Source organism: Treponema denticola (genome assembly GCF_024181405.1).
Taxonomy (GTDB): domain Bacteria; phylum Spirochaetota; class Spirochaetia; order Treponematales; family Treponemataceae; genus Treponema_B; species Treponema_B denticola_D.
The window spans coordinates 1132663-1157941 of sequence record NZ_CP051302.1 but is presented as its reverse complement, the minus strand read 5'-3'; the positions used below and the strand labels follow the sequence as shown (position 1 = coordinate 1157941).

The 25279-nt window shown below is 37.1% G+C and carries 38 protein-coding genes and 2 tRNA genes; 34 read left to right on the top strand and 6 right to left on the bottom strand.

From position 1 onward, the window contains the following. Nucleotides 1-40: 40 nt before the first annotated feature. The gene (locus HGJ18_RS05445) at nucleotides 41-289 is read left to right on the top strand and encodes a hypothetical protein (RefSeq protein WP_253698067.1); all 249 of its coding nucleotides are present in this window, start codon (nucleotides 41-43) and stop codon (nucleotides 287-289) included. Between the two features lie 44 nt (nucleotides 290-333). On the opposite strand, the gene HGJ18_RS05440 is transcribed toward HGJ18_RS05445, so the two are convergent. From HGJ18_RS05440 to HGJ18_RS05425, 4 genes are all read right to left on the bottom strand, one after another. After that, entirely contained in the window at nucleotides 334-885 is a 552-nt protein-coding gene (locus tag HGJ18_RS05440; protein ID WP_253698066.1) for a hypothetical protein, read from the bottom strand. Between the two features lie 42 nt (nucleotides 886-927). Continuing rightward, a complete protein-coding gene (locus HGJ18_RS05435) occupies nucleotides 928-1356 on the bottom strand; it encodes a hypothetical protein (protein WP_253698065.1) in 429 nt (142 codons plus the stop codon). 164 nt (nucleotides 1357-1520) lie between these two features. After that, nucleotides 1521-2834, bottom strand: a complete 1314-nt coding sequence (locus HGJ18_RS05430; RefSeq protein ID WP_253698064.1) for a tyrosine-type recombinase/integrase — start codon at nucleotides 2832-2834, stop codon at nucleotides 1521-1523. A 141-nt stretch (nucleotides 2835-2975) separates the two neighbouring features. After that, nucleotides 2976-3049: transfer RNA gene (locus HGJ18_RS05425), tRNA-Val, on the bottom strand. A 124-nt stretch (nucleotides 3050-3173) separates the two neighbouring features. Between HGJ18_RS05425 and HGJ18_RS05420 the strand changes: the two genes are divergently transcribed. The 16 genes from HGJ18_RS05420 (at nucleotide 3174) to HGJ18_RS05345 (ending at nucleotide 14097) form a co-directional block, all read left to right on the top strand. Further along, nucleotides 3174-3560 (top strand): desulfoferrodoxin family protein, encoded by a 387-nt coding sequence (locus HGJ18_RS05420; RefSeq protein WP_253698063.1) that lies wholly within the window; start codon nucleotides 3174-3176, stop codon nucleotides 3558-3560. A 96-nt stretch (nucleotides 3561-3656) separates the two neighbouring features. Further along, nucleotides 3657-4676: a UDP-glucose 4-epimerase GalE gene (gene galE, locus HGJ18_RS05415; protein WP_253698062.1), complete on the top strand. Its 1020-nt coding sequence runs from the start codon at nucleotides 3657-3659 to the stop codon at nucleotides 4674-4676. Between the two features lie 136 nt (nucleotides 4677-4812). After that, nucleotides 4813-5124: a 50S ribosomal protein L21 gene (rplU, locus tag HGJ18_RS05410; RefSeq protein WP_002669481.1), complete on the top strand. Its 312-nt coding sequence runs from the start codon at nucleotides 4813-4815 to the stop codon at nucleotides 5122-5124. A gap of 5 nt (nucleotides 5125-5129) precedes the next feature. Continuing rightward, nucleotides 5130-5516, top strand: coding sequence for a ribosomal-processing cysteine protease Prp (locus tag HGJ18_RS05405; protein WP_253698061.1), 387 nt, complete (start codon nucleotides 5130-5132; stop codon nucleotides 5514-5516). Nucleotides 5517-5545: 29 nt separating this feature from the next. Then, nucleotides 5546-5797 (top strand): 50S ribosomal protein L27, encoded by a 252-nt coding sequence (gene rpmA / locus HGJ18_RS05400; RefSeq protein WP_002669471.1) that lies wholly within the window; start codon nucleotides 5546-5548, stop codon nucleotides 5795-5797. 77 nt (nucleotides 5798-5874) lie between these two features. Beyond that, entirely contained in the window at nucleotides 5875-7023 is a 1149-nt protein-coding gene (gene obgE, locus HGJ18_RS05395; RefSeq protein WP_253698060.1) for a GTPase ObgE, read from the top strand. Next, nucleotides 7020-8243 (top strand): nicotinate-nucleotide adenylyltransferase, encoded by a 1224-nt coding sequence (locus HGJ18_RS05390; RefSeq protein ID WP_253698059.1) that lies wholly within the window; start codon nucleotides 7020-7022, stop codon nucleotides 8241-8243. The genes obgE and HGJ18_RS05390 overlap by 4 nt, the downstream gene beginning before the upstream one ends. Further along, nucleotides 8240-9481 carry an LCP family protein gene (locus HGJ18_RS05385; RefSeq protein ID WP_253698058.1) on the top strand — a complete coding sequence of 414 codons (1242 nt, stop codon included), beginning with the start codon at nucleotides 8240-8242 and terminating at the stop codon, nucleotides 9479-9481. The genes HGJ18_RS05390 and HGJ18_RS05385 overlap by 4 nt, the downstream gene beginning before the upstream one ends. Further along, nucleotides 9481-9840 (top strand): ribosome silencing factor, encoded by a 360-nt coding sequence (rsfS, locus tag HGJ18_RS05380; RefSeq protein WP_253698057.1) that lies wholly within the window; start codon nucleotides 9481-9483, stop codon nucleotides 9838-9840. The genes HGJ18_RS05385 and rsfS overlap by 1 nt, the downstream gene beginning before the upstream one ends. 24 nt (nucleotides 9841-9864) lie before the next feature. Beyond that, a complete protein-coding gene (locus HGJ18_RS05375; protein WP_253698056.1) occupies nucleotides 9865-10452 on the top strand; it encodes a chromate transporter in 588 nt (195 codons plus the stop codon). Continuing rightward, the gene (locus tag HGJ18_RS05370; protein ID WP_002669456.1) at nucleotides 10452-11015 is read left to right on the top strand and encodes a chromate transporter; all 564 of its coding nucleotides are present in this window, start codon (nucleotides 10452-10454) and stop codon (nucleotides 11013-11015) included. Before HGJ18_RS05375 ends, HGJ18_RS05370 begins: the two co-directional genes overlap by 1 nt. Before the next feature lie 48 nt (nucleotides 11016-11063). Beyond that, nucleotides 11064-11137, top strand: a tRNA-Pro gene (locus HGJ18_RS05365). Nucleotides 11138-11272: 135 nt separating this feature from the next. Then, nucleotides 11273-12589 (top strand): tyrosine-type recombinase/integrase, encoded by a 1317-nt coding sequence (locus HGJ18_RS05360; RefSeq protein ID WP_253698055.1) that lies wholly within the window; start codon nucleotides 11273-11275, stop codon nucleotides 12587-12589. A 184-nt stretch (nucleotides 12590-12773) separates the two neighbouring features. After that, complete coding sequence (locus HGJ18_RS05355) at nucleotides 12774-13091, top strand: hypothetical protein (RefSeq protein WP_253698054.1); 318 nt, start codon at nucleotides 12774-12776, stop codon at nucleotides 13089-13091. 45 nt (nucleotides 13092-13136) lie between these two features. Next, entirely contained in the window at nucleotides 13137-13889 is a 753-nt protein-coding gene (locus tag HGJ18_RS05350; RefSeq protein ID WP_253698053.1) for a hypothetical protein, read from the top strand. Between the two features lies 1 nt (nucleotide 13890). Then, entirely contained in the window at nucleotides 13891-14097 is a 207-nt protein-coding gene (locus HGJ18_RS05345) for a DNA-binding protein (RefSeq protein ID WP_253698052.1), read from the top strand. 40 nt (nucleotides 14098-14137) lie between these two features. Here the strand turns inward: HGJ18_RS05345 and HGJ18_RS05340 are convergent, their stop codons facing one another. Both HGJ18_RS05340 and HGJ18_RS05335 read right to left on the bottom strand, forming a co-directional pair. Beyond that, on the bottom strand, nucleotides 14138-14794 hold the full coding sequence (locus HGJ18_RS05340; protein WP_253698051.1) for a LexA family transcriptional regulator: 657 nt from the start codon (nucleotides 14792-14794) through the stop codon (nucleotides 14138-14140). A gap of 277 nt (nucleotides 14795-15071) precedes the next feature. Then, nucleotides 15072-15353: a helix-turn-helix transcriptional regulator gene (locus tag HGJ18_RS05335; RefSeq protein ID WP_253698050.1), complete on the bottom strand. Its 282-nt coding sequence runs from the start codon at nucleotides 15351-15353 to the stop codon at nucleotides 15072-15074. A 284-nt stretch (nucleotides 15354-15637) separates the two neighbouring features. On the opposite strand from HGJ18_RS05335, the gene HGJ18_RS05330 reads away from it, so the two are divergent. The 17 genes from HGJ18_RS05330 to HGJ18_RS05255 all read left to right on the top strand — a co-directional run bounded on the left by HGJ18_RS05330 (nucleotide 15638) and on the right by HGJ18_RS05255 (nucleotide 25279). Next, nucleotides 15638-15970 (top strand): YfdP family phage-associated protein, encoded by a 333-nt coding sequence (locus HGJ18_RS05330; protein ID WP_253698049.1) that lies wholly within the window; start codon nucleotides 15638-15640, stop codon nucleotides 15968-15970. A gap of 1 nt (nucleotide 15971) precedes the next feature. Then, a complete protein-coding gene (locus HGJ18_RS05325; protein WP_253698048.1) occupies nucleotides 15972-16709 on the top strand; it encodes a hypothetical protein in 738 nt (245 codons plus the stop codon). 124 nt (nucleotides 16710-16833) lie between these two features. Continuing rightward, complete coding sequence (locus HGJ18_RS05320; RefSeq protein ID WP_253698047.1) at nucleotides 16834-17049, top strand: excisionase; 216 nt, start codon at nucleotides 16834-16836, stop codon at nucleotides 17047-17049. A 78-nt stretch (nucleotides 17050-17127) separates the two neighbouring features. After that, nucleotides 17128-17325 carry a hypothetical protein gene (locus HGJ18_RS05315; protein ID WP_253698046.1) on the top strand — a complete coding sequence of 66 codons (198 nt, stop codon included), beginning with the start codon at nucleotides 17128-17130 and terminating at the stop codon, nucleotides 17323-17325. Further along, on the top strand, nucleotides 17326-18204 hold the full coding sequence (locus HGJ18_RS05310) for a recombinase RecT (RefSeq protein ID WP_253698045.1): 879 nt from the start codon (nucleotides 17326-17328) through the stop codon (nucleotides 18202-18204). 82 nt (nucleotides 18205-18286) lie between these two features. Beyond that, nucleotides 18287-18496: a hypothetical protein gene (locus HGJ18_RS05305; protein ID WP_253698044.1), complete on the top strand. Its 210-nt coding sequence runs from the start codon at nucleotides 18287-18289 to the stop codon at nucleotides 18494-18496. Between the two features lie 16 nt (nucleotides 18497-18512). Then, complete coding sequence (locus HGJ18_RS12785; protein ID WP_301338934.1) at nucleotides 18513-18641, top strand: hypothetical protein; 129 nt, start codon at nucleotides 18513-18515, stop codon at nucleotides 18639-18641. A gap of 112 nt (nucleotides 18642-18753) precedes the next feature. Beyond that, nucleotides 18754-19326: a hypothetical protein gene (locus tag HGJ18_RS05300; protein ID WP_253698043.1), complete on the top strand. Its 573-nt coding sequence runs from the start codon at nucleotides 18754-18756 to the stop codon at nucleotides 19324-19326. Beyond that, entirely contained in the window at nucleotides 19314-19676 is a 363-nt protein-coding gene (locus tag HGJ18_RS05295) for a DUF4406 domain-containing protein (RefSeq protein WP_366793585.1), read from the top strand. Before HGJ18_RS05300 ends, HGJ18_RS05295 begins: the two co-directional genes overlap by 13 nt. Continuing rightward, nucleotides 19666-20118: a hypothetical protein gene (locus tag HGJ18_RS05290; protein ID WP_253698042.1), complete on the top strand. Its 453-nt coding sequence runs from the start codon at nucleotides 19666-19668 to the stop codon at nucleotides 20116-20118. The genes HGJ18_RS05295 and HGJ18_RS05290 overlap by 11 nt, the downstream gene beginning before the upstream one ends. Before the next feature lie 4 nt (nucleotides 20119-20122). After that, on the top strand, nucleotides 20123-20386 hold the full coding sequence (locus tag HGJ18_RS05285) for a hypothetical protein (protein WP_253698041.1): 264 nt from the start codon (nucleotides 20123-20125) through the stop codon (nucleotides 20384-20386). Nucleotide 20387: 1 nt separating this feature from the next. Further along, on the top strand, nucleotides 20388-21335 hold the full coding sequence (locus HGJ18_RS05280) for a hypothetical protein (protein WP_253698040.1): 948 nt from the start codon (nucleotides 20388-20390) through the stop codon (nucleotides 21333-21335). Next, nucleotides 21332-22069, top strand: coding sequence for an ATP-binding protein (locus HGJ18_RS05275; RefSeq protein ID WP_253698039.1), 738 nt, complete (start codon nucleotides 21332-21334; stop codon nucleotides 22067-22069). Before HGJ18_RS05280 ends, HGJ18_RS05275 begins: the two co-directional genes overlap by 4 nt. Before the next feature lie 128 nt (nucleotides 22070-22197). Next, nucleotides 22198-22533 carry a hypothetical protein gene (locus HGJ18_RS05270; RefSeq protein ID WP_253698038.1) on the top strand — a complete coding sequence of 112 codons (336 nt, stop codon included), beginning with the start codon at nucleotides 22198-22200 and terminating at the stop codon, nucleotides 22531-22533. Continuing rightward, nucleotides 22508-22936, top strand: a complete 429-nt coding sequence (locus tag HGJ18_RS05265; RefSeq protein WP_253698037.1) for an HNH endonuclease — start codon at nucleotides 22508-22510, stop codon at nucleotides 22934-22936. The genes HGJ18_RS05270 and HGJ18_RS05265 overlap by 26 nt, the downstream gene beginning before the upstream one ends. A gap of 136 nt (nucleotides 22937-23072) precedes the next feature. After that, a complete protein-coding gene (locus HGJ18_RS05260; RefSeq protein ID WP_253698036.1) occupies nucleotides 23073-23606 on the top strand; it encodes a hypothetical protein in 534 nt (177 codons plus the stop codon). A 2-nt stretch (nucleotides 23607-23608) separates the two neighbouring features. Beyond that, nucleotides 23609-25279 carry a terminase TerL endonuclease subunit gene (locus tag HGJ18_RS05255; RefSeq protein WP_253698035.1) on the top strand — a complete coding sequence of 557 codons (1671 nt, stop codon included), beginning with the start codon at nucleotides 23609-23611 and terminating at the stop codon, nucleotides 25277-25279.

The window sequence follows — 25279 nt, the reverse complement described above, 5'->3', positions numbered from 1 at the left end:
TAGGGTGATTGCATGGATGCACAGAAATAGGGAATAAATTATGGCAATAGTAAATAATGAAGGCCGTAGAGTTTCTTACGAAAGTAAGCACATTTTACGAAAATTGAAAGATATAGTGAAGGTTGAAGGTAAACAGGGTAATGTTTTAGTTTTAACCGAAAATATAAGAGGTGTGCAAATAATTACAGATATTTTTTCTTTAAAAGAAGCTAAACATCATCCTGATTTGTCTCAAATGATGGTTAAAGATTGCTATTTACAATTAAGATTGCAAGATTGTGTTTTTTGATAAAAACAAAGGCTGCAAGTTATACTTTGCGGCCTTTTATATTATTAAAGATTTTTCAAAAAGTATTTAAATTCCGTCCAGCTTAGGCCGGTTTCTTTTTTAATTCTGACAATCTCGTCTCCGGACGGGTGTGGAAAGTCATGATCTCTCCACCATATACATTTTTCGATGTCGGTTGAGTTTTTCAAAGCCGCCATAAGAGCATTTTGCTTTTCCATTTCACGGCGATGTCTTTCTTTTTGCTCAAACAAGGCCTTTTCGGCAAGCGCTTTTTTTTGCTCTTTTGCAAACTCTTCTTCATTGCTTTGCATTTTATAAAAAGCTGTGAGTTCATCTCTGTTTTTAACTTCAATAAAATCATCATCGCTTGAGCATAGCTCATCGTAAGTGTCCGGCCATTTAGCTGTGTTGCTGACAAACACACTCATCCGGCGGTTTTTCCGCTTGTCATAATCAGTCATGTGACACCACTGATAGTCAGCACTTCGCAATGCTTCATCATAAGTTGTGAAAAAATCGAGGTATTCATCTCCTTTTTTTTCATCACGCACGCCGAAAAATCGGCCTTCATAAAGTTCTATTTTTTTAATTTCCATATCTTTCTCCTTACAAAGCCGCCAACATAGGCGGCTTAAATCTTAAAGTTCGTCGTCTTCGTAGACGATAGAGTCCATCAACTTATCAAGAGGATTGCTTGAACGGCAACTTAATGTTGCTTTAACTTCTTCTATTTTTTTGTATAAAAAATCAAAATTATTCAAGCAAGACTTTGGACACCAGAAAGTCCTAGCAACCTCTGTCATGTCTTTATTGAAGAGAGTGAGCGTTGTTGCTAACTTAACAGCTTTTTCGGTTTCTTCGATTTTTAAAAAAACACCTCTTAGATCAAAGCGAGTTTTCTCAAAAGCCAATCGACGATTGGCTTTAAACTCAATCTCTTTTTCTTCTTTTAAAAAATCATCTTTGAACCAACACTTCGGACACCAGAATGTCGTCTCTTCAAAGCCTTTAAAACAATAAGCTCTTTCTGTCTCTTTAACAAGTGTTAAATCTTTTAAATTTTTCATATTATTCTATCCTTAAAGCCTAGATTTTGAATTGATGACCAGCTCTGTCATCTTCTATAGAATAGCACACTTTCAACATTTTGTCAAGTGTTTTTTCAAAAAGAATCATTTTTTTATGAAAAATTCACATTTAAAATGAGATTTTCACCTTTTTATAAAAATCTCTATGAAAATTTGATATTCTCATTTTTTATTTTAGGCTTATAGTCTGCTAAACTTCTTAAAGCCTCCTTCTTCTCGTTAAACTCATCATCTGTTTCATGGCTGGAATAGCCGGCATAAGTCCGCTCGTTCTTATGGCCGGTAATGCTCATTCCGGTGCGCTTATTGACATTGTTGGCCAAATAAGTCGCTACATAGTGCCGCCAAGAATGAAATACGATGCTGCGTTCCCTCCGCTCTTTTTCGGTTATGCCGATAAGCTCTAGGGCTCTATAGAAGTTTTTACTTATGACCTTTTTATCTACGGGTACATTGGGAATACCGGAATAGAAGATATACGGGTTTTCAAAATAACGGTTAAGATTATTTTCATCTTCAGCAAGAGCAAGTAATAATTCTCTTGTTTCCTGCATTAAAGGTACAACCCTAGACTCACCCGTTTTTGTTGTTTTTAAGCCATCAACTTCAGACCAAGAATGACGGATAAAGAGTCTATCAAGGCCTATGTCATCTTTTCGTAGGGCTAAAATCTCACCTATTCTCATACCCGTTTGACTTGCTAAAAGACAGGCTGTAAAAGAGCGTTTGCATTTCCAGTTTATGCTAAAAAGCTCGTTTACTTCCTTATAAGTTAATATGCCCCGTTCTTTCCTTTTTTCTGCAAACTTTAAAAGTCCTATTTCTATGTTTTGTGCAATTATCTTTTTTGTATAAGCGTATTTTAAAGGTTTACAAATTGACTGAGCTATATGGTTTATTGTGGATCCTGCCATACCATTATCCTGACATTCAAGTAAAAAGTCATTTATCATCTCTGTATTCATTTCTGATAAATAAAAGTTGCCGAATACCGGTAAGATATGTTTTTTAGCCGTATTGAGCATATTGCGACAATGAGATCTACCCATTGTTTTACCGGTTGCAAGCCGTTCTTTAACATAGGTGCTATATTCTCTATTCCAAAAGCTAACAATATAATCACTTAAAAGCGGGGTAGTTGTATCTTGAACCTTAACACTTTGTCTTACAAAACCTCTTTTTTGTAAAGCTGTTAAAACTTCAGATGCCGAGTTTAAATTAAAATCTTTGCTTTTGATCGCCGCTAAAATAAAATTCATCATCTCGATTTCATTGACTCTTCCTTTGCTGGGTATCCCATTTTTAAGCCATTGAATGATAATTTTTTCAGCTTCTTTTTTATTTTGAGTTCCTAGAGATATTGCCGGTAGATATTCTCCGGTTTTTGTGTTTAAGAACCGGACTGCACAATTACGCCCGCCTCTGGCACTGTAAAGCAGGTATTCCTTTTTAGCCATTCTTCTCCCCAAAAATCAATGACTGAACACAAAAAATTATGCGACATTTTATGCGACAGTCCATCAAAAAGAGAAAAGAAAGTGAAGTCTCCAAGGGGATTGAAAACCTGTAAGTCTATACTAGATATAGACTTACAAAACTGGGCAATACTGGAATCGAACCAGTGACCCCAAGCGTGTCATGCTTGTACTCTAACCAACTGAGCTAATTGCCCTTAATTTCTTTAAAGATAGTCAGATAATATCGTATTTTTGACTTTACGTCAAGCCCTTTTTTTGTTATATTATGTGTATTGCGGATTTTATTCTGTAAATTTATAAATTTTAGGAGTATAACTAATGAACAAAGAAATAAGCTTTTTTTTATGTAAAGAGAAAAAAGGAACTATTATCGGGCTTGATTGCTGTCCGGATACTGAGGTTTCATGCTGCGGTGAAAAACTTTCACCCGTTAAAATCGGAAGTGTTGATGCTGCAAAAGAAAAACATGTGCCTGTAATCGAAGTAAACGGAAACACCGTAAAGGTCAAAGTAGGCTCCGTTGCCCATCCTATGACCGAAGAACATCATATAGCTTGGGTATGCCTCAAAACGGAAAAAGGCCTTCAATTTAAGGAGTTACCCGTTACAGGTGCTCCAGAAGTTGAATTCTCCTTAACTTCAGATGACAAGGTCATTGAAGCTTACGAATTCTGTAATCTTCACGGCGTTTGGTCAGGCAAATAAGGTTTAAATTTTTATCGGCCTTCTAAAAGTAAGGTTTTATTTTTAGGAGGCCTTATTTGTGTTTGAGTGTGTAAGTTTAATTTTTAGGGGTTAATTTTGATTAAAAGAGTATTGGTTACAGGAGGAGCCGGATTTATAGGTTCCCACATCGTTGCAGATTTATGCGAAAAAGGCTATGAGCCTATTATTTTGGATAATTTTTCTAATTCTTCACCTAAAATAATTCCCGTATTGGAAAAAATATGCTCTAAAAAATTGGAGCTTGTACAGATAGATATAAAGGACAAGGAAAAGCTCTTTAACTTTTTTAAAAGTACCTCTATTGATGCAGTAATTCACCTTGCCGCATATAAGGCCGTAGGGGAGTCCGTAGAAAAGCCCTTAAAATACTATGAAAACAATATTTCCGGGCTTGTCAATCTTTTGCTTGCCATGCAGGAACACAAGGTGAAAAACTTTATATTCAGTTCTTCGGCCACAGTCTACGGAGATGCAAAGGTTGTCCCCATTCCTGAAAATTCTCCTATTTCTGCTGCAAATCCTTACGGAAGAACCAAGCTTATGTCCGAAGAAATTTTAAAGGATACGGCCTTTTCGGATAAGGATTTGAGTATTATTGCCTTGCGGTATTTTAATCCCATAGGAGCTCATAAAAGTGCCGATATAGGGGAACTGCCTTCCGGTATTCCCAATAACCTTTTCCCATATATCGCTCAAGTAGCTTTGGGCAAACTGCCTCATCTAAACGTCTTCGGAAACGACTATGATACACCTGACGGCACCTGTATCCGCGACTATATCCACATTTTGGATCTTGCATCGGGACATACTGCCGCCCTGGAAAAAATTGCCTCAGGTTTTAAGGGCTTTGATGTCTATAACCTCGGAACAGGAATCGGTTATTCGGTTTTAGACATAGTAAACGCCTTTAAAAAAGCCTCCGGTATCGATCTTCCCGTTAAATCGGCAGCCCGCCGTGCCGGAGATGTACCGCGTTCTTGTGCAAACCCCGACAAGGCCAACAAAGAGCTCAACTGGAAGGCAAAATATAACCTTGAAGAAATGTGCAAAGACGGCTGGGCTTGGTATAAAAAACACCCCGCAGGCTTTGTGTAAAATCACAGACATAATTATTTATCAAGCCTATTGACATTTTATGCGGTTTTTTGCTATACTTCGTCCCTAGTGTTTAAATTTGTTCGGTATAAACCCGTTAATATGCCGGCAAAAGTTTTTTTTATGAGGTATAAAGATGTACGCACTTATTGAGTATAAAGGCAAACAGTATAAGGCTGAAAAAGGAGCAAAGCTCGTAGTTGATAAGCTTTCTGCAGAAAGTGGAAGCAAAATCGACATTGACACCGTTCTTTTGATCAGCGATGGAGATAAGGTTACTGTAGGAACTCCCTATGTAAGCGGAGCTAAGGTTTCTGCAACCGTAGGCGATTCTTTCCGAGAACGAAAGATTATTGTTTACAAGCATAAGGCTAAAAAGAATTACCACAGAACCCAAGGACATAGACAGGCTCATACCTGTATTACTGTTGACAATATTGTCGGATAAGACAAGTGGTAAAAATTCGGCTTCTTTCAAATGCTGAAAACTGTTTTTCGGCCTTTGAGTCGTCAGGCCACGCAGAAGGCAACCACGTCGGCAGCGGCCACGCTGATTTTGGCGATAATGACGGCAAGCCGGAAAAAGGCGGCAATATAGTTTGTGCCGCCGTTACCATTTTGCTTAAAACGGCCGTTTTAAGCTTAAGCTCGGCTCAAAAAGAGAGTTCAAGCTTAAAGGCCGAAATACGGGCTGATAATCCGGGCTATCTTTCGGCAAAGATAACAGCTTTTTCAGGAGATGATAAGCCCAGATTGCAGTATTTACTGGAATTTTTAACAATAGGTTTAATGGCTATTGAAGCCGAATATCCCGATTGTTTGGATTTACAGATAGAGTAAGATTTTGATAATTTTTTTGGAGGATTATTATGGCACGTAAAAAGGGCGGCAGCGGTGCAAAAAACGGAAGAGATTCCAATCCTAAATATTTGGGTGTTAAAGTTTACGGCGGAACGGAAGTATCGGCCGGTTCAATTTTGGTTCGCCAGAGAGGTACTTCAATCCATCCGGGTAACAATGTAGGCTGCGGAAAAGACTATACATTATTTGCAAAAGCTGACGGTGTAGTTACCTACCATGAAAGAAAGGGTAGAAAACTTGCATCTATCGAAGCAAAGTAATTTTGGCTTCGAGCTTAAAATGTATAAATCTGAAAGCCGGTTTTTGCCGGCTTTTTTTGTAGGAAAAAAGATTAATTATGGTAAAATTTGCAGATGAATCTAAAATAAGAGTTTCCTCGGGAAAGGGCGGCAACGGCTGTATTGCCTTTAGGCGGGAAAAGTATGTTCCCATGGGAGGCCCATCGGGAGGGGACGGCGGCCGAGGCGGAGACCTCATCTTTGAAATACGCCGCAACATGAGAACTCTGGTTCATTTGAGACATAAAAGAGTGTACAAGGCAAAAAACGGCGGAGGAGGGGAAGGCTCTCAACGTTTCGGTAAAAAAGGCGATGACTGCATAATACCTCTTCCTCCCGGCTGTGTTATAAAGGACCCTGACACGGGAAAAACTATTTTGGATTTTGGAGATGCTGAAGAAGGCCGCTTTGTTTTTCTCAAAGGTGGAAACGGCGGTTGGGGAAATTGTCATTTTAAGACCTCCACAAATCAGGCTCCTAAAACCGCCCTTCCCGGACAAGAAGGGGAGACAAGAGAAATAATCGTCGAGCTTAACATAATAGCCGATATAGGTTTGGTTGGTTTTCCCAACGCAGGAAAATCTTCACTTCTCGACTATTTTACAAATGCAAGGCCTAAAATCGCTCCATATCCCTTTACCACCAAAATTCCGAACCTCGGAGTTTTGCGTGTAGACGAAGAAAGAGATGTCATCATTGCCGACATACCGGGAATCCTTGAGGGGGCTTCTGAGGGTATAGGACTAGGCATCAGATTTTTAAAGCACATAGCCCGTTCTGCAGGTCTCGCCTTTTTAATAGACCTTTCAGACGATAACTATTTAAGGGCATACGATATTCTTTGTAAAGAATTGGAAAGCTATTCAAAAGAATTGGCTCAAAAGAAAAGAATTATAATTGCCACAAAATTGGATTTACCCGATACAAAAGAAAGATTTACTGAGCTTAAAAATGCAATCCCCGATCAGGAAATTTTAGGTATTTCGCTTTACAATGAATGGGGTTTGGGAGAGGTAAAAAAAGCCTTTATCCGCTTGGCCGATGAAATGCAAAAAACAAAACCTCAAAAAGAAAGTCTTGACCCATACGGCCAAAATAAAAATTTTATGACGGCAGAGCTCGATGATGTTTCTTACGAAGAAAAAAACGATGATGAACACTTTGGAGCAACGGTCAGCCTAAGCCGTAAAAGGAAACCTAAAAAATGAGATTGGCAATCTTAGGCGGTTCTTTTAATCCCATACATCTGGGACATTTAAATTTAGCTTTTCACTCTTATAAAGAATTAGCCTATGATAAGATTGCTATTGTTCCGGCCTATATTTCTCCTTTTAAACTTTTTTGTAAGGATACAGAAGTTGAAGATAGACTTAAGATGATAGACCTTGCTATTGCGGATAAGCCCTACATGTACTGCGAACTCTACGAGATTGAAAAGCAGGGCGTTTCTTATACTATAGATACGATAAATTATCTTTATCAAAAATTTCCCGATATCGAAGGAAAAATAGGTCTAATTATCGGGGACGATTTAAAAGAGAATTTTTTCCGCTGGAAGGATGCGGAAAAAATTATAAAGAAGACCGACATAATTATCGGAAAAAGAACAGGCCTTAAAAGCTCTTTTGATCCCTTAAATACCGAACCGGCAAGGGCTTCCGTCAAGGAGCTTAAAAACGAAATCTTAAATATTTCGTCAACCCAAATCAGAGATGCGGTTTTAAAAAATAAAGATTTTTCCTCCCTTGTGCCCAAGGGAGTTTACGATTATATTATAGAGCACGGGCTTTATAAAGAAAAAGGCGTTTCAGCTTTAGGTGTTTCGGCTTTAATGGATACCTCCGATATTGAATTAAAAACACGAGAAATAGATCGTTTTGCAAAAAGCGTTTTAACCGAATCCCGCTATGCTCATTCCGTGCGTGTTGCAGAATATGCACGTCATCTTGCAAAAGAGTATAAAAAGGAAGGCGTATCACCGGCTCTTGCATATTTTACAGGCCTTGCTCATGATATCTGTAAAAAATGTTCCGATGAAGAGCTGGTAAAACTTGTAGAAGCTGACGGGCTTGGAATCGACAATGTCGAAAAGACCCGCTTAAATCTTTTGCACGGAAGGGCTTCTGCCATAGTTTTACAAAAAAAATTCGGCATCAATGATGAGTCCGTTTTAAAAGCTGTTGCTTTTCACACCTTCGGCTATGAAGGAATAAATGCCTTGGGAAAAATTATTTACATAGCCGATAAGATAGAACCGGGCCGTCCCGATACCGAAAACTTTAGAAATATGGTAAAATCTTCTTCTCTTAATGAGTTGATGCTTGCAGTTTTGGATTGGAACCTTGCCTATATCAAAAAAAAGGGAGCAAGTATTCATCCCGAAACAAAAAAAATGTATGAGCAAATACAAAAGGAGCTTAAAAAATGAAAATAAAACTCATGGATACCGGAAAAAATATTCTATTCCTCTTAGTAATTCTTATCGTTTTAATTACCTCCTTTGTTTTGGTTCTTATAAAAATGCAAAAAGATACCGTTCAAGATTATCTTTCTTCCGATAAGATTTTAAAAGTTCTTTTGGTGGTTGAAGACAAGGGTGTTCCGATTTCGATAAGTATACTTGCCTATTATCCTGAAACGAAAAGGGCTGCTATGTTCGATGTACCGGCGAATATAGGTTTAATTATTCAATCCTTAGGCCGCACTGATGCCATAGGAGCCGTCTACACCGAAAAGGGTATATCGAGTTTTAAGGCCGAAATAGAAAAACTTGCAGGTATTTCCGTGCCCTTTTATCTTACATGTAATCTTGAGAACTTTTCTATGCTTACCGATATGCTCGGAGGCCTTTCCGTATTTATTCCTTCTCCGGTAGACATAGAGAACGATAATACGCATGTTCTTTTGCCGTCCGGTTCCGTTTCTCTTGATGGCGATAAAATAAGGGATTTCCTTGTTTATGAGGATGACTTGGATGCTGAAGGAGAGTCCGCTGCAAGAAAACAAAAAGCTGTTCTGGCTCTTTTTAGGGCTATAAACGATAATTCTCCTGAGATTTTTTCTAAGGAAAGGTTTTCGGTTTTAAGCGGTAATTTTAAATCGAATGTTGCCGGTTCCGATTTAAAAAATTTGCTTGAATCCATAAGCAAGATGGATTCCGAACGTTTGGTTCCGCAGAGGCTTACAGGAGCTGTCAGAATTATCGAAGACAAGCGCCTTTTAACTCCGTTTCGGGAGGGTCAGCAGATAAAAGAAATTATCCGCCAAACAATTGCAGTATTGGCTTCCGATGATTCTTCCGCCCTTGAACGGGTCTATGCCTTGGAAATTTTAAACGGAACGAATGTGCAAGGTCTTGCAAAGAGCACCTCCGAGCTTTATCAAAGCTTTGCCTATGATGTTGTCAGTATAGGCAACTCCGAGAATCCTGTGGCTGAAACGGTTTTGATAGATAGAATCGGAAACCCTTCTGTAGCTAAAATTGTTGCAAAGGTTATAAGATGTAAAAATATTCAGACTACGCAGCTTCCGGCCGAAGGGGAATACGGAAGCGAGACCAATGTTGACTTTACCCTGATTTTGGGTTCGGATTTTAACGGCTTTTTTGTTGTCGAGAAAAAAGAGGACAAAAAAGATAGCGATGAAAATGATAAGGATAAAAACTAATGATAGAAAATTTTGACTTTTATACTCCGGCCTTGGAGCTTGGAAAATTATTGCGTGATTTTAAGGGCGAAAATGTTGTTGTCTTGGACTTACGGGACAAAAATATTTGGACGGATTTTTTTGTGATTTGTACCGTAACAAGCGCTGCTCATTCAGCCGGCTTGGAAAAAAGAGTGTACGAATTTTTGCCTGAACACAATCTGGAAGAATATCATACCAAGCGTAAATCTCCTGACGGGGATGAGTGGAGGCTTATAGATTTGGGCGGTATTGTTGTGCATCTTATGAGCGAAACTGCCCGTAATTTTTACAGCCTTGAAAAAGTTTGGTTTGATTCAAAAAATATTCTTGAAGACTAATCTTTCCGATAAGAAGATGTAAAAATGAACAAAGCAAATCATTTTAAAACCTATGCTTCTCTTTTTGCAAGTTTTTTTAAGATAGGGCTTGTAACTTTCGGGGGCGGTCTTGCCATGTTGCCCATCTTAAAAAGAGATTTGGTTGATTCGAAGGGGTGGCTTACTGAGGATGAGATTTTAGATTATTTTGCAATAGGGCAGAGTACCCCCGGCGTTATAGCGGTAAATGTTGCCACCTTTGTCGGATACAAAAGGGGAGGTTTGATAGGCTCTATTTTTTCTACATCCGGAATTGTTTTTCCTTCCCTTATAATTATTAGCCTCATAGCCGCCTTTGTTTCAAATTTTAACGAATTAGTCTGGGTTCAAAAAGCCTTAAAGGGAATAAATGTTGCGGTTTCCGTGTTATTGGTAAAAGCGGTTTTTTCTTTTGGGAAAAAAACGGTTTTCGATCTATGTACATTTTTAATAGCAGCTCTTTCATTTGTTCTAATGTTTGCTTTTAAGGTGCAGGGTGTCTGGATAGTAATCGGCTCGGCCCTTTCCGGATGGCTTTTTCAAACAATCAAATCAAGTCGGCTTTTAAAAAAGAATAAGGGAGAAGAATTCTGATGAGTTTGATTGGTTTGTTTTTTTTGTTTATGTACATAGGGTTTTGTACTATAGGCGGAGGTCTTGTTGCTATTACCCTCATGCAGCAAGAACTGATTCCCCGCGGGCTCATAAGTTCCGAAGATTTTTTTGCAATGGTTGCTATTTCAGAATCTACACCTGGACCGATGGGGATTAATATGGCAACCTATATCGGCTATGAACTTTACGGTGTTTTAGGAAGTGTCGTTTTAACTACCGGCATTGTTCTTCCATCACTGGTAGTTATAGTTTTGATAGCCCGCTTTGCTTCATCATTTCAAGAAAAACCCTTGGTAAAAAAAAGTTTTTACGGCTTAAGGGCAGGTGCTGTCGGCATGATTACTGTAGCCTGTTGGCAGGTAATAAATATTTCCATTTTAAATTTATCTGTTTTTAAAGAAAGCGGTAAAATAACGGACATTGTACATATAAAACAGTTCGTATTCTTTTGGTTCTTATTTTTTGTAAGTATTTTCTTTAAAAAGCTTCATCCTATAGTTTTGGTTGCAGCCGGAGCAATATTCGGTGTTCTGTTTTTATAAGAGACCTATTGACATTTTTTGTATTTTACTATATTATAGCTATCGTTACGGGCAATAGCGCAGTTGGTTAGCGTACAAGTCTGGGGGACTTGGGGTCGGCGGTTCAAATCCGCCTTGCCCGACTTTTATAACTCTATATCTAATATAGAGTTACAAAATCTTAACTTCGCCAATCTATCACTTTAAATCTCTTCTTTTTAGGCACTGTCGACCAAACTGTCGACTAAAAATCTTAGTTGCAAAAAAAGGAGATTTACATGTCAAAAAAAGACTACCTTATTCTATCCGCAAGGAATGGGCGGCATTGTGCTGTGAAGTTTTTGAACTCGGCAACCGGTAAATACATGCCGGCTGTATCGCTTGGAACATCCAGTAAAAAAGAAGCTCAAAAAATTGTAATTGACTGGCTCAAAAACGGAATACCCGAGAAAGGGAAAATCCAAGAGCTTGAAGCTCGGGACTATGTTTTTAACTTAATCAAAAGCGATAGCTTTACACTTTCACAGGCTGACGAGGTTTTAAAACTTTTAAAGCTCCGGGGCTTTTTATCGGAAGATGTGCAGTTAAAAAATGCATCCACGCCCTTACTGAAGGATTATGTCTCGGAGTTTTGGGATTTTGAAAAAAGCCTTTATGTAAAGGAAAAAAAGCTCCAGGGCGAGAAAATAGGCTTTTCACACTGTAAAAGCATGATCCAACTTGCAAGGAAGCACGCTTTCCCTGTATTGGGAGACAAGCACTTATCGGAGCTAAGTGTAGAAAAAATTAACGCTTTTCTTTTATCCTGCCAAGATAAAGGCCTCGCTTCAAGAACGATAAACAACATCTCTGTATCGATTGTAAAGCCTTTAAAGTTTGCGTATGAGAAAAAAATCATAAAAGAAGATTTTAACATATCCCTTTATAGATTTTCGCTCCCCGGAAGGGAACGGGGAATATTAACCCGTGATGAGACGGCCCATCTTTTTGCTGCAGAATGGAAGGATAAAAAATCCTATCTAGCTTCCCTTTTGGCAAGTCAAACGGGGGCAAGACTCGGAGAAATTCAGGCCCTACGAAAAGACGACATAGGTCTTGACCGCCTGTTTATTCGTCATTCTTGGTCTGACATTGAGGGCTTAAAGTCCACTAAGACAGGGGATAGCCGTGTAGTGCCTTTAATGCCTGAAATGCGAAAAGCTCTTTTAGACCTCGTAAACTCTGATAGTAACCCATGGAGAAGCTCCGATAATCCTTTTATTTTTTGGTCTGCAAAACCTTCAATACCTATCCATAGGCACACTTTAAACGATGCCTTTAAAGAGGCCTTATCGCAAATAGGGATAGATGAAACCGAAAGAAAAGAACGTAACATCGTCTTTCACTCTTGGAGGCACTATGTAGCAACTTATCTAGCCAATAATGTTAAAAAGCGTACCGGAATGGGAATTACAGGCCACAAGGACGAACGGACTTTTGACGGCTATTCGGATCATGAGATAGACACCGATTTTGATGAAAAAATGGAAGCCTTGAAAGGTTTGGTAAATTATAAGCCGCCCCAACAAAAAAGAGAAAAAATCAAATTTTCATAAAAAAAAGCCCCGGAAATCGAAAAAAAATAACGATTTTCGGGGTTTTTTTTGTAAAAAAATCAACTTTTTTTGAAAAAACACTTGACAAAATATGTCGTCTGTAGTATAATTATAATATCAAAGGTTGAAAGACTTTTGAAATTTATTTGACCTTGCGGCGAGGTAGGTATCGCCGAGAAAAAAAATGAAAAACTATAAGGACTTTGAAAAAGTATCACTCGGAAGCTCTGACATAGCTTCTCTTACAATGCGATTTTGCTCTTCAAAAACAGCAGAATTCGGAGAGCTAAAATTTGGGCAAGACTCTAGCTACAGTGCTTACTTTGTAAACGAAAAGATCGACATCCCTGAGCACTATGAGCTTGTTGCTGAAGGCGAAAATTGGTTGTGGATCTACGATGACACGGAAAGAACATTCCGATGCTCAGCCGAAAGCATTAAGGTTTATAGAGCCCGTGAAATGGGCTGCTTAATCTACGCCCCTAACGGGACACTAGATTAATAAAGCATAGGCGGGACTATCCCGCCTATGCTTTTAATTTGAATTATGAAAAAGAAAGAAAATATAAAATGGTCAAAAATTGAAAGTTGCTTTGAACCGTTGTTTGTTCAATATTGCAATCTTTCTGAAAATGAAAAGGCCGAAATCAATAACCGTGCAAATAATTTTGATAGACACTTTTTGGCAAGGACTGCAGCGGCAGTTTGTGTAATGAAAAATGATTTGGTTCAACACAGTTTATCTGCGAATGTCCTAGAACTAATCGACTCGTCAATCATAGAAGATTTGCCGGATTGGTGTCCTTCTTTTTTAAAATCGTTTTATATTGTTTTTAAAAAACCGCAAAAAGGCGTAAAAGCCTTATGGGGTTTTTATAAAGCCCCTTTTTTAATAATTTGTGGAGAACAAGCAAACGGGGGCTTAATATCTTCTTTGTTTTTAATCGATTTTGAAAACAAAAAGTATGATTTTGGCAAAGATGATTTATATAGTGATGACGGGTTATTCTTTGTGAAATTTCTTTTAACATTTTCACTTTTAATTGAGGCAGAAAAAAGCCCTATTGTTTTAAAAAAGGACTTACTCCGGTGCTCACCAAGTGTTTACGGCCGAAAAATGACTAAGACTCTTTTTACCGCAAGAATTAAAGAAGATTTTGAAAGAAGGCTAAAAGAAGATAAACTTGTGCATGTTAAAGGTTTTTTAAGAAATCAAGCCTGCGGAGCAAATTGGAGCGAAAGAAAGGTAATTTATATTGCACCGTTTGAAAGAATACAAAAAGTTAATAAGGAGGAGTAAAATGGAGTATTTATCAACTAAACAAGTTGCAAATTTCTTTGACTGTTGCATTAAGACTGCCCAGCGGTGGGCTGTAAAAAACAATGTCAAATCAGTGGGGTTTGGTGCTCGAAAAACCTTTTTTTGGACAGATAAAAACATAGAAGATTTTAATAATAGGAATAAAAAGGTAGGACGGCCCCGCAAGGCAGCCGATCCAACGCCTTAATTTTTTTAAATCAATCATATACCCTCTTGCTGCCTTTTATTTACTCCCTATTCCTATGCATCCACGCAATTACACGGCCCTCAATTTTAAAACTTGCCGAGTATTCCTCGCCGATTTTTTGTATCTCATAAAGCGGATTATCGCTTATAAGTTTAACCCATTTTCCGAGCGGATCGAACTCCAACCGTTTAACAAAGGCTTTATTGTCTACTGTGATGACAAAAATCCCGTTACCTTCCTTTCTTTCAGGAGAAAAAAAGACAATATCTCCATCAAATATTTTAGAACCGATCATACTGTCTCCTACTGCTGCAATAGCGAAGACATGTTCAGGCTTATACGGAGCAATAAGCGATTTTAACACGGGGATAAGCTCAAAATTATCGTAGGTTTCAAAAATGCGGCCGTAGCCTGCACTGGCTCCGGAAGGAATGAAAGGCACCATAGCAACCTTATCATCTGATGACTTAGCCTTTTTGTCTATATACATTTCTCCAAGCCCCTCTTTTAGCCATTCTATATTAAATCCCAAGTCCCCCAGTTTTAAGTAAACGGCCGGGGATATTTTATTTTCTCCAGTTTCGTATGTAGACCATGCTTTTTGGGTTTTCCCTATTTTTTTTGCCATTTCCGATTGATTAAGACCTAAAGCCTCTCTTATTTGTCTTAATCTGTCTTTCTCCTGCGAATTTTCCATAAAAAACACCTCTTTTTTATAAATAATTCTATTTTATTCTAAAAATCACTTGACAATAGAATAATAATTCTATATAATTCTAAACAGAAAGCGGGACAGAGCTTTTCCAAGACCTGAAAAGGTCGGGGTTTAATCTCCTTTAGCTCTAAGCCTGCTTTCTAAGTTTCATATAAGATATAGGCTCGGCCCCTCAGCAATCTTTAAATTCTGTTGACCGCGGGGGCTGAGTCCTCTTAAAGGTTATCGGCACAAGATGTGCAAAATTTGAATAAGACCGCTAGATTTTGTCTAGCTCTTTTTCAATGTCTTTGAGAAGGCCCCGGATTCGGTCTATAGACGGCTTAAAATCCGATTTTTCATCCGAAACAAGGCTTTCGAGGGGAACGCCTAGGGTTTGAGAAATCTTATAGGCTTGGAATATGTCCGGTAATTGATTGGAGGCTATCCAAGTTTCGATTGAACGAGATGAAAAGCCGCATTTTTCGGCTAAGCCTCTTTGTGTTGTATTTGACTGTTTAATCAGTGTTTTGATGTTATCCCAAAAAACAGAGGTATCCATACACTAATTATCGGGAAAAATAAAAAAAAATACAGAAAAAGCTGTAAAAACCTATTGATATTTACAGTTATCGCTGTATAATAAAGGTATAAACTACAGTAAAAACTGTAATTTATAAACATTGTATAAAGCACCCGAGAAAAATTCCGCAATCTTTTCTTGGCTGCTTTTGGCAGCTAAATGGAAAAAGCCCAAAAAATGAGTATTGCGGTAAGTCTTTCACGACTTAACTCATTTTAGGGCTTTTTTTATATCTTCCTGAAAAAACAGGAAAAGGAGATTTTATGGAGAAGGTAACTCTACAAACCTTAAACCGCGGGGCCGTTGTTGACCTGTTCGATGCAGAACTTGAAAAGGTACTTTCTAACATTGCAGATGAGAACACCAATCCCACAACTGTACGAAGTATCACAATCAAGCTAGACATCAAACCCGGTAAATCCCGCAGGGAAGCAGATACTAAGCTATCTGTTACATCGAAGCTCGCAAGCCTTAAGCCTGCCGAATCTATCATGTTTTTTGACGTTGAAAACGGCAAGATAGACGCTTACGAGGATAACCCAAAACAAGAAGCCCTGGATTTTCAAACAGGCGAAGTTAAAGCTATAGGAGGCTAAAATGGATTTAACAAAAGAAGCTATCGATAAAATTGAAAATTTAGTAACTCAATCGGTGGTTGTTGAAGTTGACGGTAAAAAGATGAGCACAAGGGATTTGTATCCTGTTGCTTTTGAGGCGGTTGCCCATCCCTTAAACGTTTCAAGCTTAACCGGCTTTGTTGATTTTGTAAATAGAAACATTGACAAACTGGATTTAAACGCTAACTACATTGCTGTTGTGACTGATGTATATAAGGTTTCTTTAACATCTGCTCTTTTTGGAATTAGAAAAAACAGAGAGATTTTAATAGATGCCATTCTTGATAGCCGCATGGAAAGCTTTCCTTTTGGGCGTTTTTTGCCTCAAGAAGATTTCATCATAAAGCTTCATTCCCTTTTCCAAAAAAAAGAAGATGACGACTTCGAGTATGTGGCGGCCCTTGTTTCAAAAATCAAACAAGCCGACTCGGCTGATACTGAAGATGACGGCATTACCCAAAATATTACCGTTAAAAAAGGCGTTTCCGGGGCTCTTGTAGGCAAAGAAAATGTTAAGCCTATTGTCCGTCTTTCTCCTTATCGTGCTTTCCGCGAAATTGAACAGCCTGAAAGTCAATTCTTGCTTAGGATTAAAACTGAAAACGGAATACCGCATGTTGCTCTCTTTGAGGCTGACGGCGGTCAATGGAGGAACGAGGCAAGAGTAGCCATAGCCGAATTTTTAAAGGCAAATATTAAAGTTGCTGTAATAGCTTAAAAAGTTTTTTTAGTGCTGCAAAGGGTTAGGCCTTGTTTCTCGGTTCAATTCCGGGGCAGCACAAGAGGCGGATCATCCGCCTACACTGACAGCCGGAAAAAGACGGCAAAAGGAGATTTTAAACGTGATAACTCTTGGCGGAGTTGACTACTACAGTATTCAGGAAGCGGCGGATCGACTGAATGTATCTTATGATTATCTTTTAAAGAAAAAAAAACAAATCGGGTATATTCAGGAGCAGCCCGGCGCTCCTATTTGGTTGGCCTCGACGGCTTTAGAGGCCTTTTTAAAAAAATTTGAAGTTGTACCCAAAATAATGTATACACTTCAAGAAAAATAAATCAATAGGTGTCTTTTTCGTCTATTTAAAAAGCCTATCGGAATTGGCACCTATTATATTAGGGAGGGAATAAAAAAAATGTATGAAAAACTTTTTAATCAACTGGATAAAATCCATTCTATAGCTATTAAAGGTCCTGTAAACGATGAGCCTTTAAAAGTTATATCGGAAATTGTCGCAGAAATTTGCATCGCAAAACAAATGCTTAAAGAATCAAGCACTATTAAAGACTGCTCAAAGTCTTGCGATTCTTGCTCTTGCGATAAGGGGGAATAAATGAACGAATTAACAACGGTAAAAAAAGAAGTTGCAATGACCTTTGATGACCAAATGAGAATGGCCGAGGTTATGGCAAAATCGGGGCTTTTGCCGAAAGCTCTGGACACAAAAGAAAAGGTATTTATAGCCTTACAATGGGGCGTTGAATTGGGGCTTACTCCAATGGCAGCAGCGACTAATATAGCCGTAATAAACGGCAAGCCGACCTTATCGGCTGACATCATGCACGCAATCGTAAGGAATAACCCAGAGTATGCCGGGGCAGAATGGAAGAAGCAGGATGAACAAGCTGCCGAGGTGTTGGTAAAGCGAAAGAACGCTAACATGACGGAAACTTTCCGGGGCTATTATGATATAGAAATGGCCAAAAGGGCTAACCTTTTAAGTAAAGAGAACTGGAGGGCTTACCCTGCCCGAATGTTAAAGCACAGAGCCTTGTCCTTTGCTTTACGGGACGCTTTCCCTGATGTCTTAGCCGGTCTTTATAGTCCAGATGACTTATCGGGAGATAATCAGCCCGCTCAAAATCAAAAACAAAATCAGTCATACGAAATGGCCGAAAAAACGGAGCCAGAGCAAGAAGCAACGCTTGAGCCTTTAGGGGCGGAGCCTTGTACAAATCAGGTTCCGGAAAAAGAAAAGAGCCCTGAAGACTTTTACAGGGAAGGCACTGCCAATCTTTTAGCTACTGCCGCAAAACTCGGAGAAAGCTTACCGGAATCAATACACGCTCATTATGCAAAGAAATTTAACGAATTAAAACTAATCAAAAATACAGAAAAACGATTTTTTGACACAAAAGAATTGGTTGAACTTTTGCAAAAAGAAGTAGAGCACCTTGAGGCAACCCAAAAACCTCAGAACGAAATATTTTAAAAAGGAGTTGTTCGGTAAAAGTTGACAACTCAAAAAGTGGTTGTTTCCATTTAGTTGACGACCACTAAAAAGGAGAAAAGAAATGATAGAAATAAATCTTGAAAAAGAATTGGAAAAGTATTTTTACCATAAAGGTTATGGAAGTGAAAGCGGAAAAGAAGCCGCTGATATGACAGCATTTTTAAAAACATTATTAAACGAAAGGCTAAAAGAGATTGAAGATACCGCAGAAAACCTTATGGACGACACGTTTACACTTAGAAATAGCCTTTTTAATAATAAGAATAACTAATTATTGGAGTTAGAAAATGAAAGATTATGATTTTGACTACATTACAGAAAGAATTATTACCATTCTAAAGATTTTACTGTTAGTTATATTTTGTGGGATTGGATTACTCTTGTTAATTGTCGGCATTACCGTTGCATTGAGATAGAAGGAGGTAATATATGCCGTTAAATAAAAGTACCGGAAATATGTATGAATTTATTACACATACATGGAATACAATCAAGGGCGAATGTCCGCACGGATGCAGCTACTGTTATATGAAACGCTGGGGAAAACAACCGCCGTTACATTTTGATGAAAAAGAACTAAAAACAGATTTAGGAAAAGGTAATTTTATTTTTGTCGGTTCTTCTTGCGATATGTTTGCTGATGGGGTAGATTATTATTGGAAAAAACAGACATTAGACCATTGTTTGAAATATACAGAGAATAAATACTTATTACAAACAAAAAGCCCTGATAGATTATTTACTTTTCTTAATAAAATGAAAGATAACTTTTTTATTTGTACTACACTTGAAACAAATAGAATGTATAAAAGTATAATGAATAATTGCCGACCTCCGAAAGATAGGTCATTATCATTATCTTTGATAAATCATATTAAAAAAATTATCACAATCGAGCCGATTATAGATTTTGATTTACTCGAATTCGTAGAACTGATTAAAAGGTGTAACCCTGTACAAGTCAACATCGGGGCAGACTCAAATCCTAGGCGGAACAATTTACCCGAACCGCCGAAAGAAAAAATACTAGAGCTTATTGCGGAACTTGAAACTTTCACAAAAGTTGTACAAAAGAAAAATCTGAAAAGATTGTTAAAATAAGGAGAAAAGAAATAAAACAACTTTATTTATGCGGTGCTGTAAGCAATAATCCGAATTACAAACAGGATTTTGAAAATGCACGCAAAAGACTTATTGAAGCCGATTACGGCGTAATATCGCCCGTAATATTTTGCAAAGAAGACTGGAGTTGGAATAAATGTATAAGAAAATGTCTTGCGGTTATTGCAAAGAATGAAAACTTATTAATCGCTTTGATTGAAAGTGAGTACGAATCAAAGGGGCGAGATTTAGAACTATCAATAGCTCAAGCTCTCGGCCTTGAAATAAAAACAGTTGATGAATGGGTGGAGCAAGAAAGTGATAAGGAGATTATAAATTATGGAATTTGACAAATCAAAAGTTTACACGGCGGTTAATGCCGATGAATTGAAGGTGGGGAGCAAGTGTATTTTTGCAGATACGGTAAGAGGCTTGCGAAGAAAAGTAGAAGAAGACACTGATTGTGTTGAAACATTTTACAGATTATATAACAATGGGGTGGATGACTTGTTCGTAGGTAATAATTTTACATATTGTTACGCCTATCTCATCGAACCGCCCGATAAGCCGAAGTACAAGCCGTTTTCAAATATGGGAAACGCAGTTGAAGTTGTCAAAAAACACGGCGGATGGATTAAGCACAAAAAGAATAACTCTCTATTATTTATTACGGGATTTAATGGTTGTGGCATTTTTTTAGGAAACAACTATCACTATGATTTTATATCGCTCTTTCGAGAATTTGTCTTTGCCAATGACGGCAGCCCCTGCGGGGAATTGGTGGAGGAGTAAACAAATGTTGGTTTTTCCATTAAAAAAAGAATGGTACGATAAAATAAAATCAGGCAAAAAGACGATTGAGTATAGAGAAATGAAACCCTATTGGTCGAGACGCATTTTTAATGAGCTTAAAAGAGAATTAAAAAAAACATTATCCCAATTCAAAAAACAAGATAGGAACTCTGCGGCTGCAAGAATTTTTAGAAATGGCAAAAGAAGATCCTATGCTATCTATTTTTCTTTACAGAAAGGAGAAAAAACAAAGGAAGTGGAGGCTTAACATGAATCAAAAAGAAATATTTAATCTTTTAACAAAAACTGTAGGTCAAGCAAATATACTGACAATACCTACTTTATTTTTAAAAAAACTGAATGGCAATCATGTAGCAGCCTTGTTTTTATCACAGCTTATTTATTGGACCGATAAAACACAAGACGGCTGGATTTTTAAAAGCTATTCTGATTGGGAAAATGAAATTTTTGTTAAAGAAAAAAAATTAAGAGAAATAAAAAAGGAACTTGAGGAACTAGGCTTAATTGAAACTAAAATTCAAAAAGCTTATGGAGTGCCTACCGTTCATTACAAAGTAAATCAAGACGCTTTAATAAAATTTTTACTCTACGATGATGCAGAAAAAAAAGGCGAGGACTCCGAAACGGTGGAAACGAAACCGCCAAAATCGCCGAATGGAAACGGTCAAGATGACGGTTCCGATACCGTCAAAATGACCGAAACGAAACCGCCAAAATCGCCGAATCCTATTAGTAACATAGACTACAACAGAGATTACAACATAGATTACACAAATTCTCCGCAGAGCGGAGAGGAGCCTCCAAAACATAAAATCAAAAAGCCGCCTTTAAGACTTCGAGAACCTGAAAATAATTTTGAGGTCGTGGAAAAAGAGTATTTAAAAAACTGGGATAAACTTTTTAATTTAGGAAAAGTTAAAACAAGTGAGCCGTTGATTAACTGGATTCAATCCAGGGCCTTACTTAAAAATCTTTTAGAAAAATTAAAACCTGAAGACATAGCAAAAGTTTTAGCAATTGCGGCCGAAGATAATTTTATTTTGTCGGGAGGCTATAATTTAAACACAATTTTATCGGCCAATGTTTTAAACAGGCTTTTAAACGCTCATGTAAAAACTCCGGAGGCAAGACAAAGCCTTTACAGAAAATCGGCAGAGATTGCGAGTGATAGAATTAAACCGGGGGCTTATTTATGATTCCTAAAAACTTACCCCTTAGCATGAGAGAGCAGCTTTTAAAGCTGGGCAATCTTTGTATTCAGGCTGATTCTGAAATTCAAAAAAAGGAACTGGCACGATTAAAACAAGAGCTTGAAATTCAAATTGCGACAAACAAACAAAATGCCGAAATCCCCGAAAGATTGCAGGGTGCCGCTTTTAGTAATTATTTTACGCCGAATGAAGATTTAAAAGCGATAGATGATTTAAAAGATTTTGTAAAAAGTTTTATTGCCAGAATAAATCACGGTATAAAGAGTTTTGACACAATAATAATTCTAGGCGGTAATGGAACGGGCAAGACACACTTGAGTATAGCAATTTTAAAAGAATTAAATTATAACGGGCTTTACATTGCAAGTAACATTCTTTGCATGCGTCTTATTAGGTCAAGAGCTTTTAAAGCTGCAAAAGATGAGGAGGCTTTAATCAGAGAATATGCGAGTGTGCCTTTTTTAATTATTGATGAGGTCGGGAGGGCTAGAGATTTAGAAACTGAACAGCACGCTATTTTTGATATTTTGAATATTCGTTATGAAAAAAAATTACCAACATGTTTGATAAGCAATAAGGAAAGACAGAATTTTCAAGATTATTTAGGCTCGGCTGTAATGGACCGCATAAGCGAAAATTATATTTTTGTAGAATTAAAAGCACCGTCTTACAGACGCACACAATCGCAAAATAGACATATAGACGCTATTGCTAATTAAATAAAGAGGAGCATTAATATTATGGATTTTTTTATTCAAGCTGTTATTTGGACATACAAAGTAATCGCCGCAATTTACTTTTTATCTGTTTTAGTAAAATTAAATAACTTGTTAGACAGAAAAGGGAAATGAGGGGCACACACAATCAAGCGTTTTTAATTGCACAAGAAAATTATTTTTTAACAGGTCGAGAAATTTATTTAAATGAAATATACAATCTGGTTTATAATTTAGCACAACGCTATATAATAAACTATGGCAAGAATAAAGGAGTCTACATTCAGAACGTAGAAGAAAAAGCGCATGATGTAGCTTCTACAATTATTGAACGAAAGTTTATAAGGAAAGTTGGTAAGCCTATAGATAAACTTACCAGCTATATTTATAAAGACTGCCTGCATGAAATAGTTAAAGATGCAGGTTATGAAAGGATGATGAATGGCTGTACAGAAATATTATTGTAAATGGCAAGGTTGCAAAACTTTACTTGATGTTCCGGGTTATTGTTTAAAACATAAACCTATGGTAGAGGAGCGGGAAGCAGCACGCACAGAGAAAAGAATAAATAATTTTAAAAATGCAAAACGAACTAATTATTTATTTTATAAAACAAAAGAATGGCGAGAGTTGAGATCTAAGGTTTTAAAAGAACAAAAACAATGTGTGTTGTGTGCTAGTAGTTGTAAATCATTACATGTTGATCACATCGTACCGCCCAGAGGAGATAGAGATTTATTTTTTAACATAAATAATTTACAAGTTTTATGTGAAAGCTGCCATAGAATTAAAACAGCAAAAGAAATAAACGGACAAAAAAAATCTAAAGAAAAAATAAGAGAATGGTTAAAAGGATATTTACAGGGTTAAATTATTAACCCTATACCCCCTTTAGGTTAAAAAAGGGCTTTTTACATAGAACACCCCCCTAGAAATCCGGTCTATGTCTGTGCAAAAATCCCATTTTTTTTAGCTGGGGTAAAACTAAAACGAAAAGGGTAAGCGAATGGCAACACGAGGACGACCAAGAAAGAGCACCGAGCAGCACAAACTAGACGGCACTTATCAAGAATGCAGGCACGGGAACAATGCAGATGTTTTAATTTCAACCGTTTTATCTGTTCCTAAAAAAATAGAAGTTCCAGAAGAAATAAAAAACTTAAAAAATAAAACTATTGAAGCCCTTTTTAAAAAACATGTTAACATGCTTATAAGCTTAAAATCTATTTATGAAGTTGACATTCCGGAACTCATCCATCTTTATTTAATATTAAACGACATCTACAAACTAAGAGAAGCAATGGACGGGCTTGATGTTTATAAGAATTTTTTCATATATGAAAAAATGCAAAAATTATTTTTAAAACAAGTTAGCTCTTTCAATGTTTTAGGAAGTAAATTTTATTTGACGCCGCAGGTTAGAGCTCAAATGAGATTAAACGATTTACAGGAATTAAACGAAACTTTAAAACTGGAAGAAAAATTAAAAGCGGCCGAGAAGAACCCGGTACAAAAACTTATAAATAAAAAGAAGAATTAAAAATGAGAAGCGAAAAGGAAGTAAAAGATTTAGTTTTGAATTACTGTAAAGATATAAAACAAGAAAAAATAAAATCTTGTGTTTATATAAAACTTGCAATAAAACGATTTGAATCAATGCTTAAAAAAGCACCTGATGGCTATATTGCAAACTGGGGAAAATTAACGGAGGTTATAAACTTTGCCGAAAGCCTTTTTATTCCTGATATAAATAAAAACCTTTGTCTTCTCCCTTGGCAAGTTTTTGCTTATGCAGGTATTTATCTTTTTACTAAAAAAGAAAACGACAACGCTTTTTTGACTCAAATAGCTTATATAGAAGTTGCCAGAAAAAACAGTAAGACTACATCTATTTTATTTCCCGCAATTCTTTATAATTTTTTAGCAACAGAAAACGCCGAAAGTTATTTTTTTTCAGGAGATGAAAAACAAGCAAAAAAAACCTTTGAAGAAATAACGCAAATAGTAAAACAATCTAAAGAATTAAATTCAGTTTGTAAATGCTGGTCAAGTTCTATTGTTTTTAAAAACAGCCGAATAAGTTTTTTTACATCAGGAACAAAAAAAATTGATAGTTATAAAAACAGCTTTGCCGTGTTGGACGAATATCACGAATATTTAACAGACAAGCCCTTACAAGCAAGCTTACAGGGAATGAGAGCGAGAAAGCAAGGCGGACAAGTCCTAATAATTACAACAGCCGGATTAAATGTAACGCTTCCTTGTTATTATGAAAGCATGGAAGCTAAAAGCATGCTTCAAGGCATAAACAAAAATGATCCCTCTTATTTTGCGCTTATTTACACAATAGATAAAGACGATGACTGGAAAGATGCCGCTAATTTGGAAAAGGCCAATCCTAGTATCGATTTAATAACAAATAGAAAACTTCTTGAGCAAGACCTAGAAAGGGCTATTAAAAGGCCGAGTACTCAAGCTAACTTTTTAGCTAAGACTTATAATATATGGCGGAACGCTATGGGCTCTAATTGGATACCGCCTGAAGTATGGATCAAACAAAAAAATAAAACATCTGATTATAAAAATAAAAATGCCGTAGGAGCTATAGACCTTTCGAGCATAAGAGACTTAACCGTATTTACTTTATATTGGGAAGACAAAGACTTTATCTTTGCTTTTCATAAAGTATATATTCCGGAAGAAACACTAATAGAGCGGATCCAAAAAGAAAATATTGGCTATGCTCAATGGGTTGAATCAGGCATTGTAACGGTAACACCCGGAGCAACTATTGATTATGATTTTTTAATAAAAGATATTGTGAACATAAGTAAGGAATGTCAATTAAGTAAGATAGCTTATGATCCTTGGCACGCTCAAAGTCTTATAAAAGATTTGGAAAAAGAACTTCCGGCCGATGTTTCGCTAATAGAATTTAAACAAAATTTAGCAAGTATTTCCGAACCTTCTAAACTTTTTGAAAAAAATATCCTCGATAAAAAGATAGTCGATAAAAATCCTGTCATGGCGTGGGCTTTGAGCAATGTGGTTATTAAAGCGGATGTAAACGGTAACATAAAGCCGTTAAAACTCAATGAAGGGGCAAAAATAGATCCGGTAATAACCTCGATAATGGCTCACTATCTTTTAATAAGCGGAACGGACGAAAAAAATAAAAAATATACGGCCGCAGACCTCTTAAAAGCCTTATAA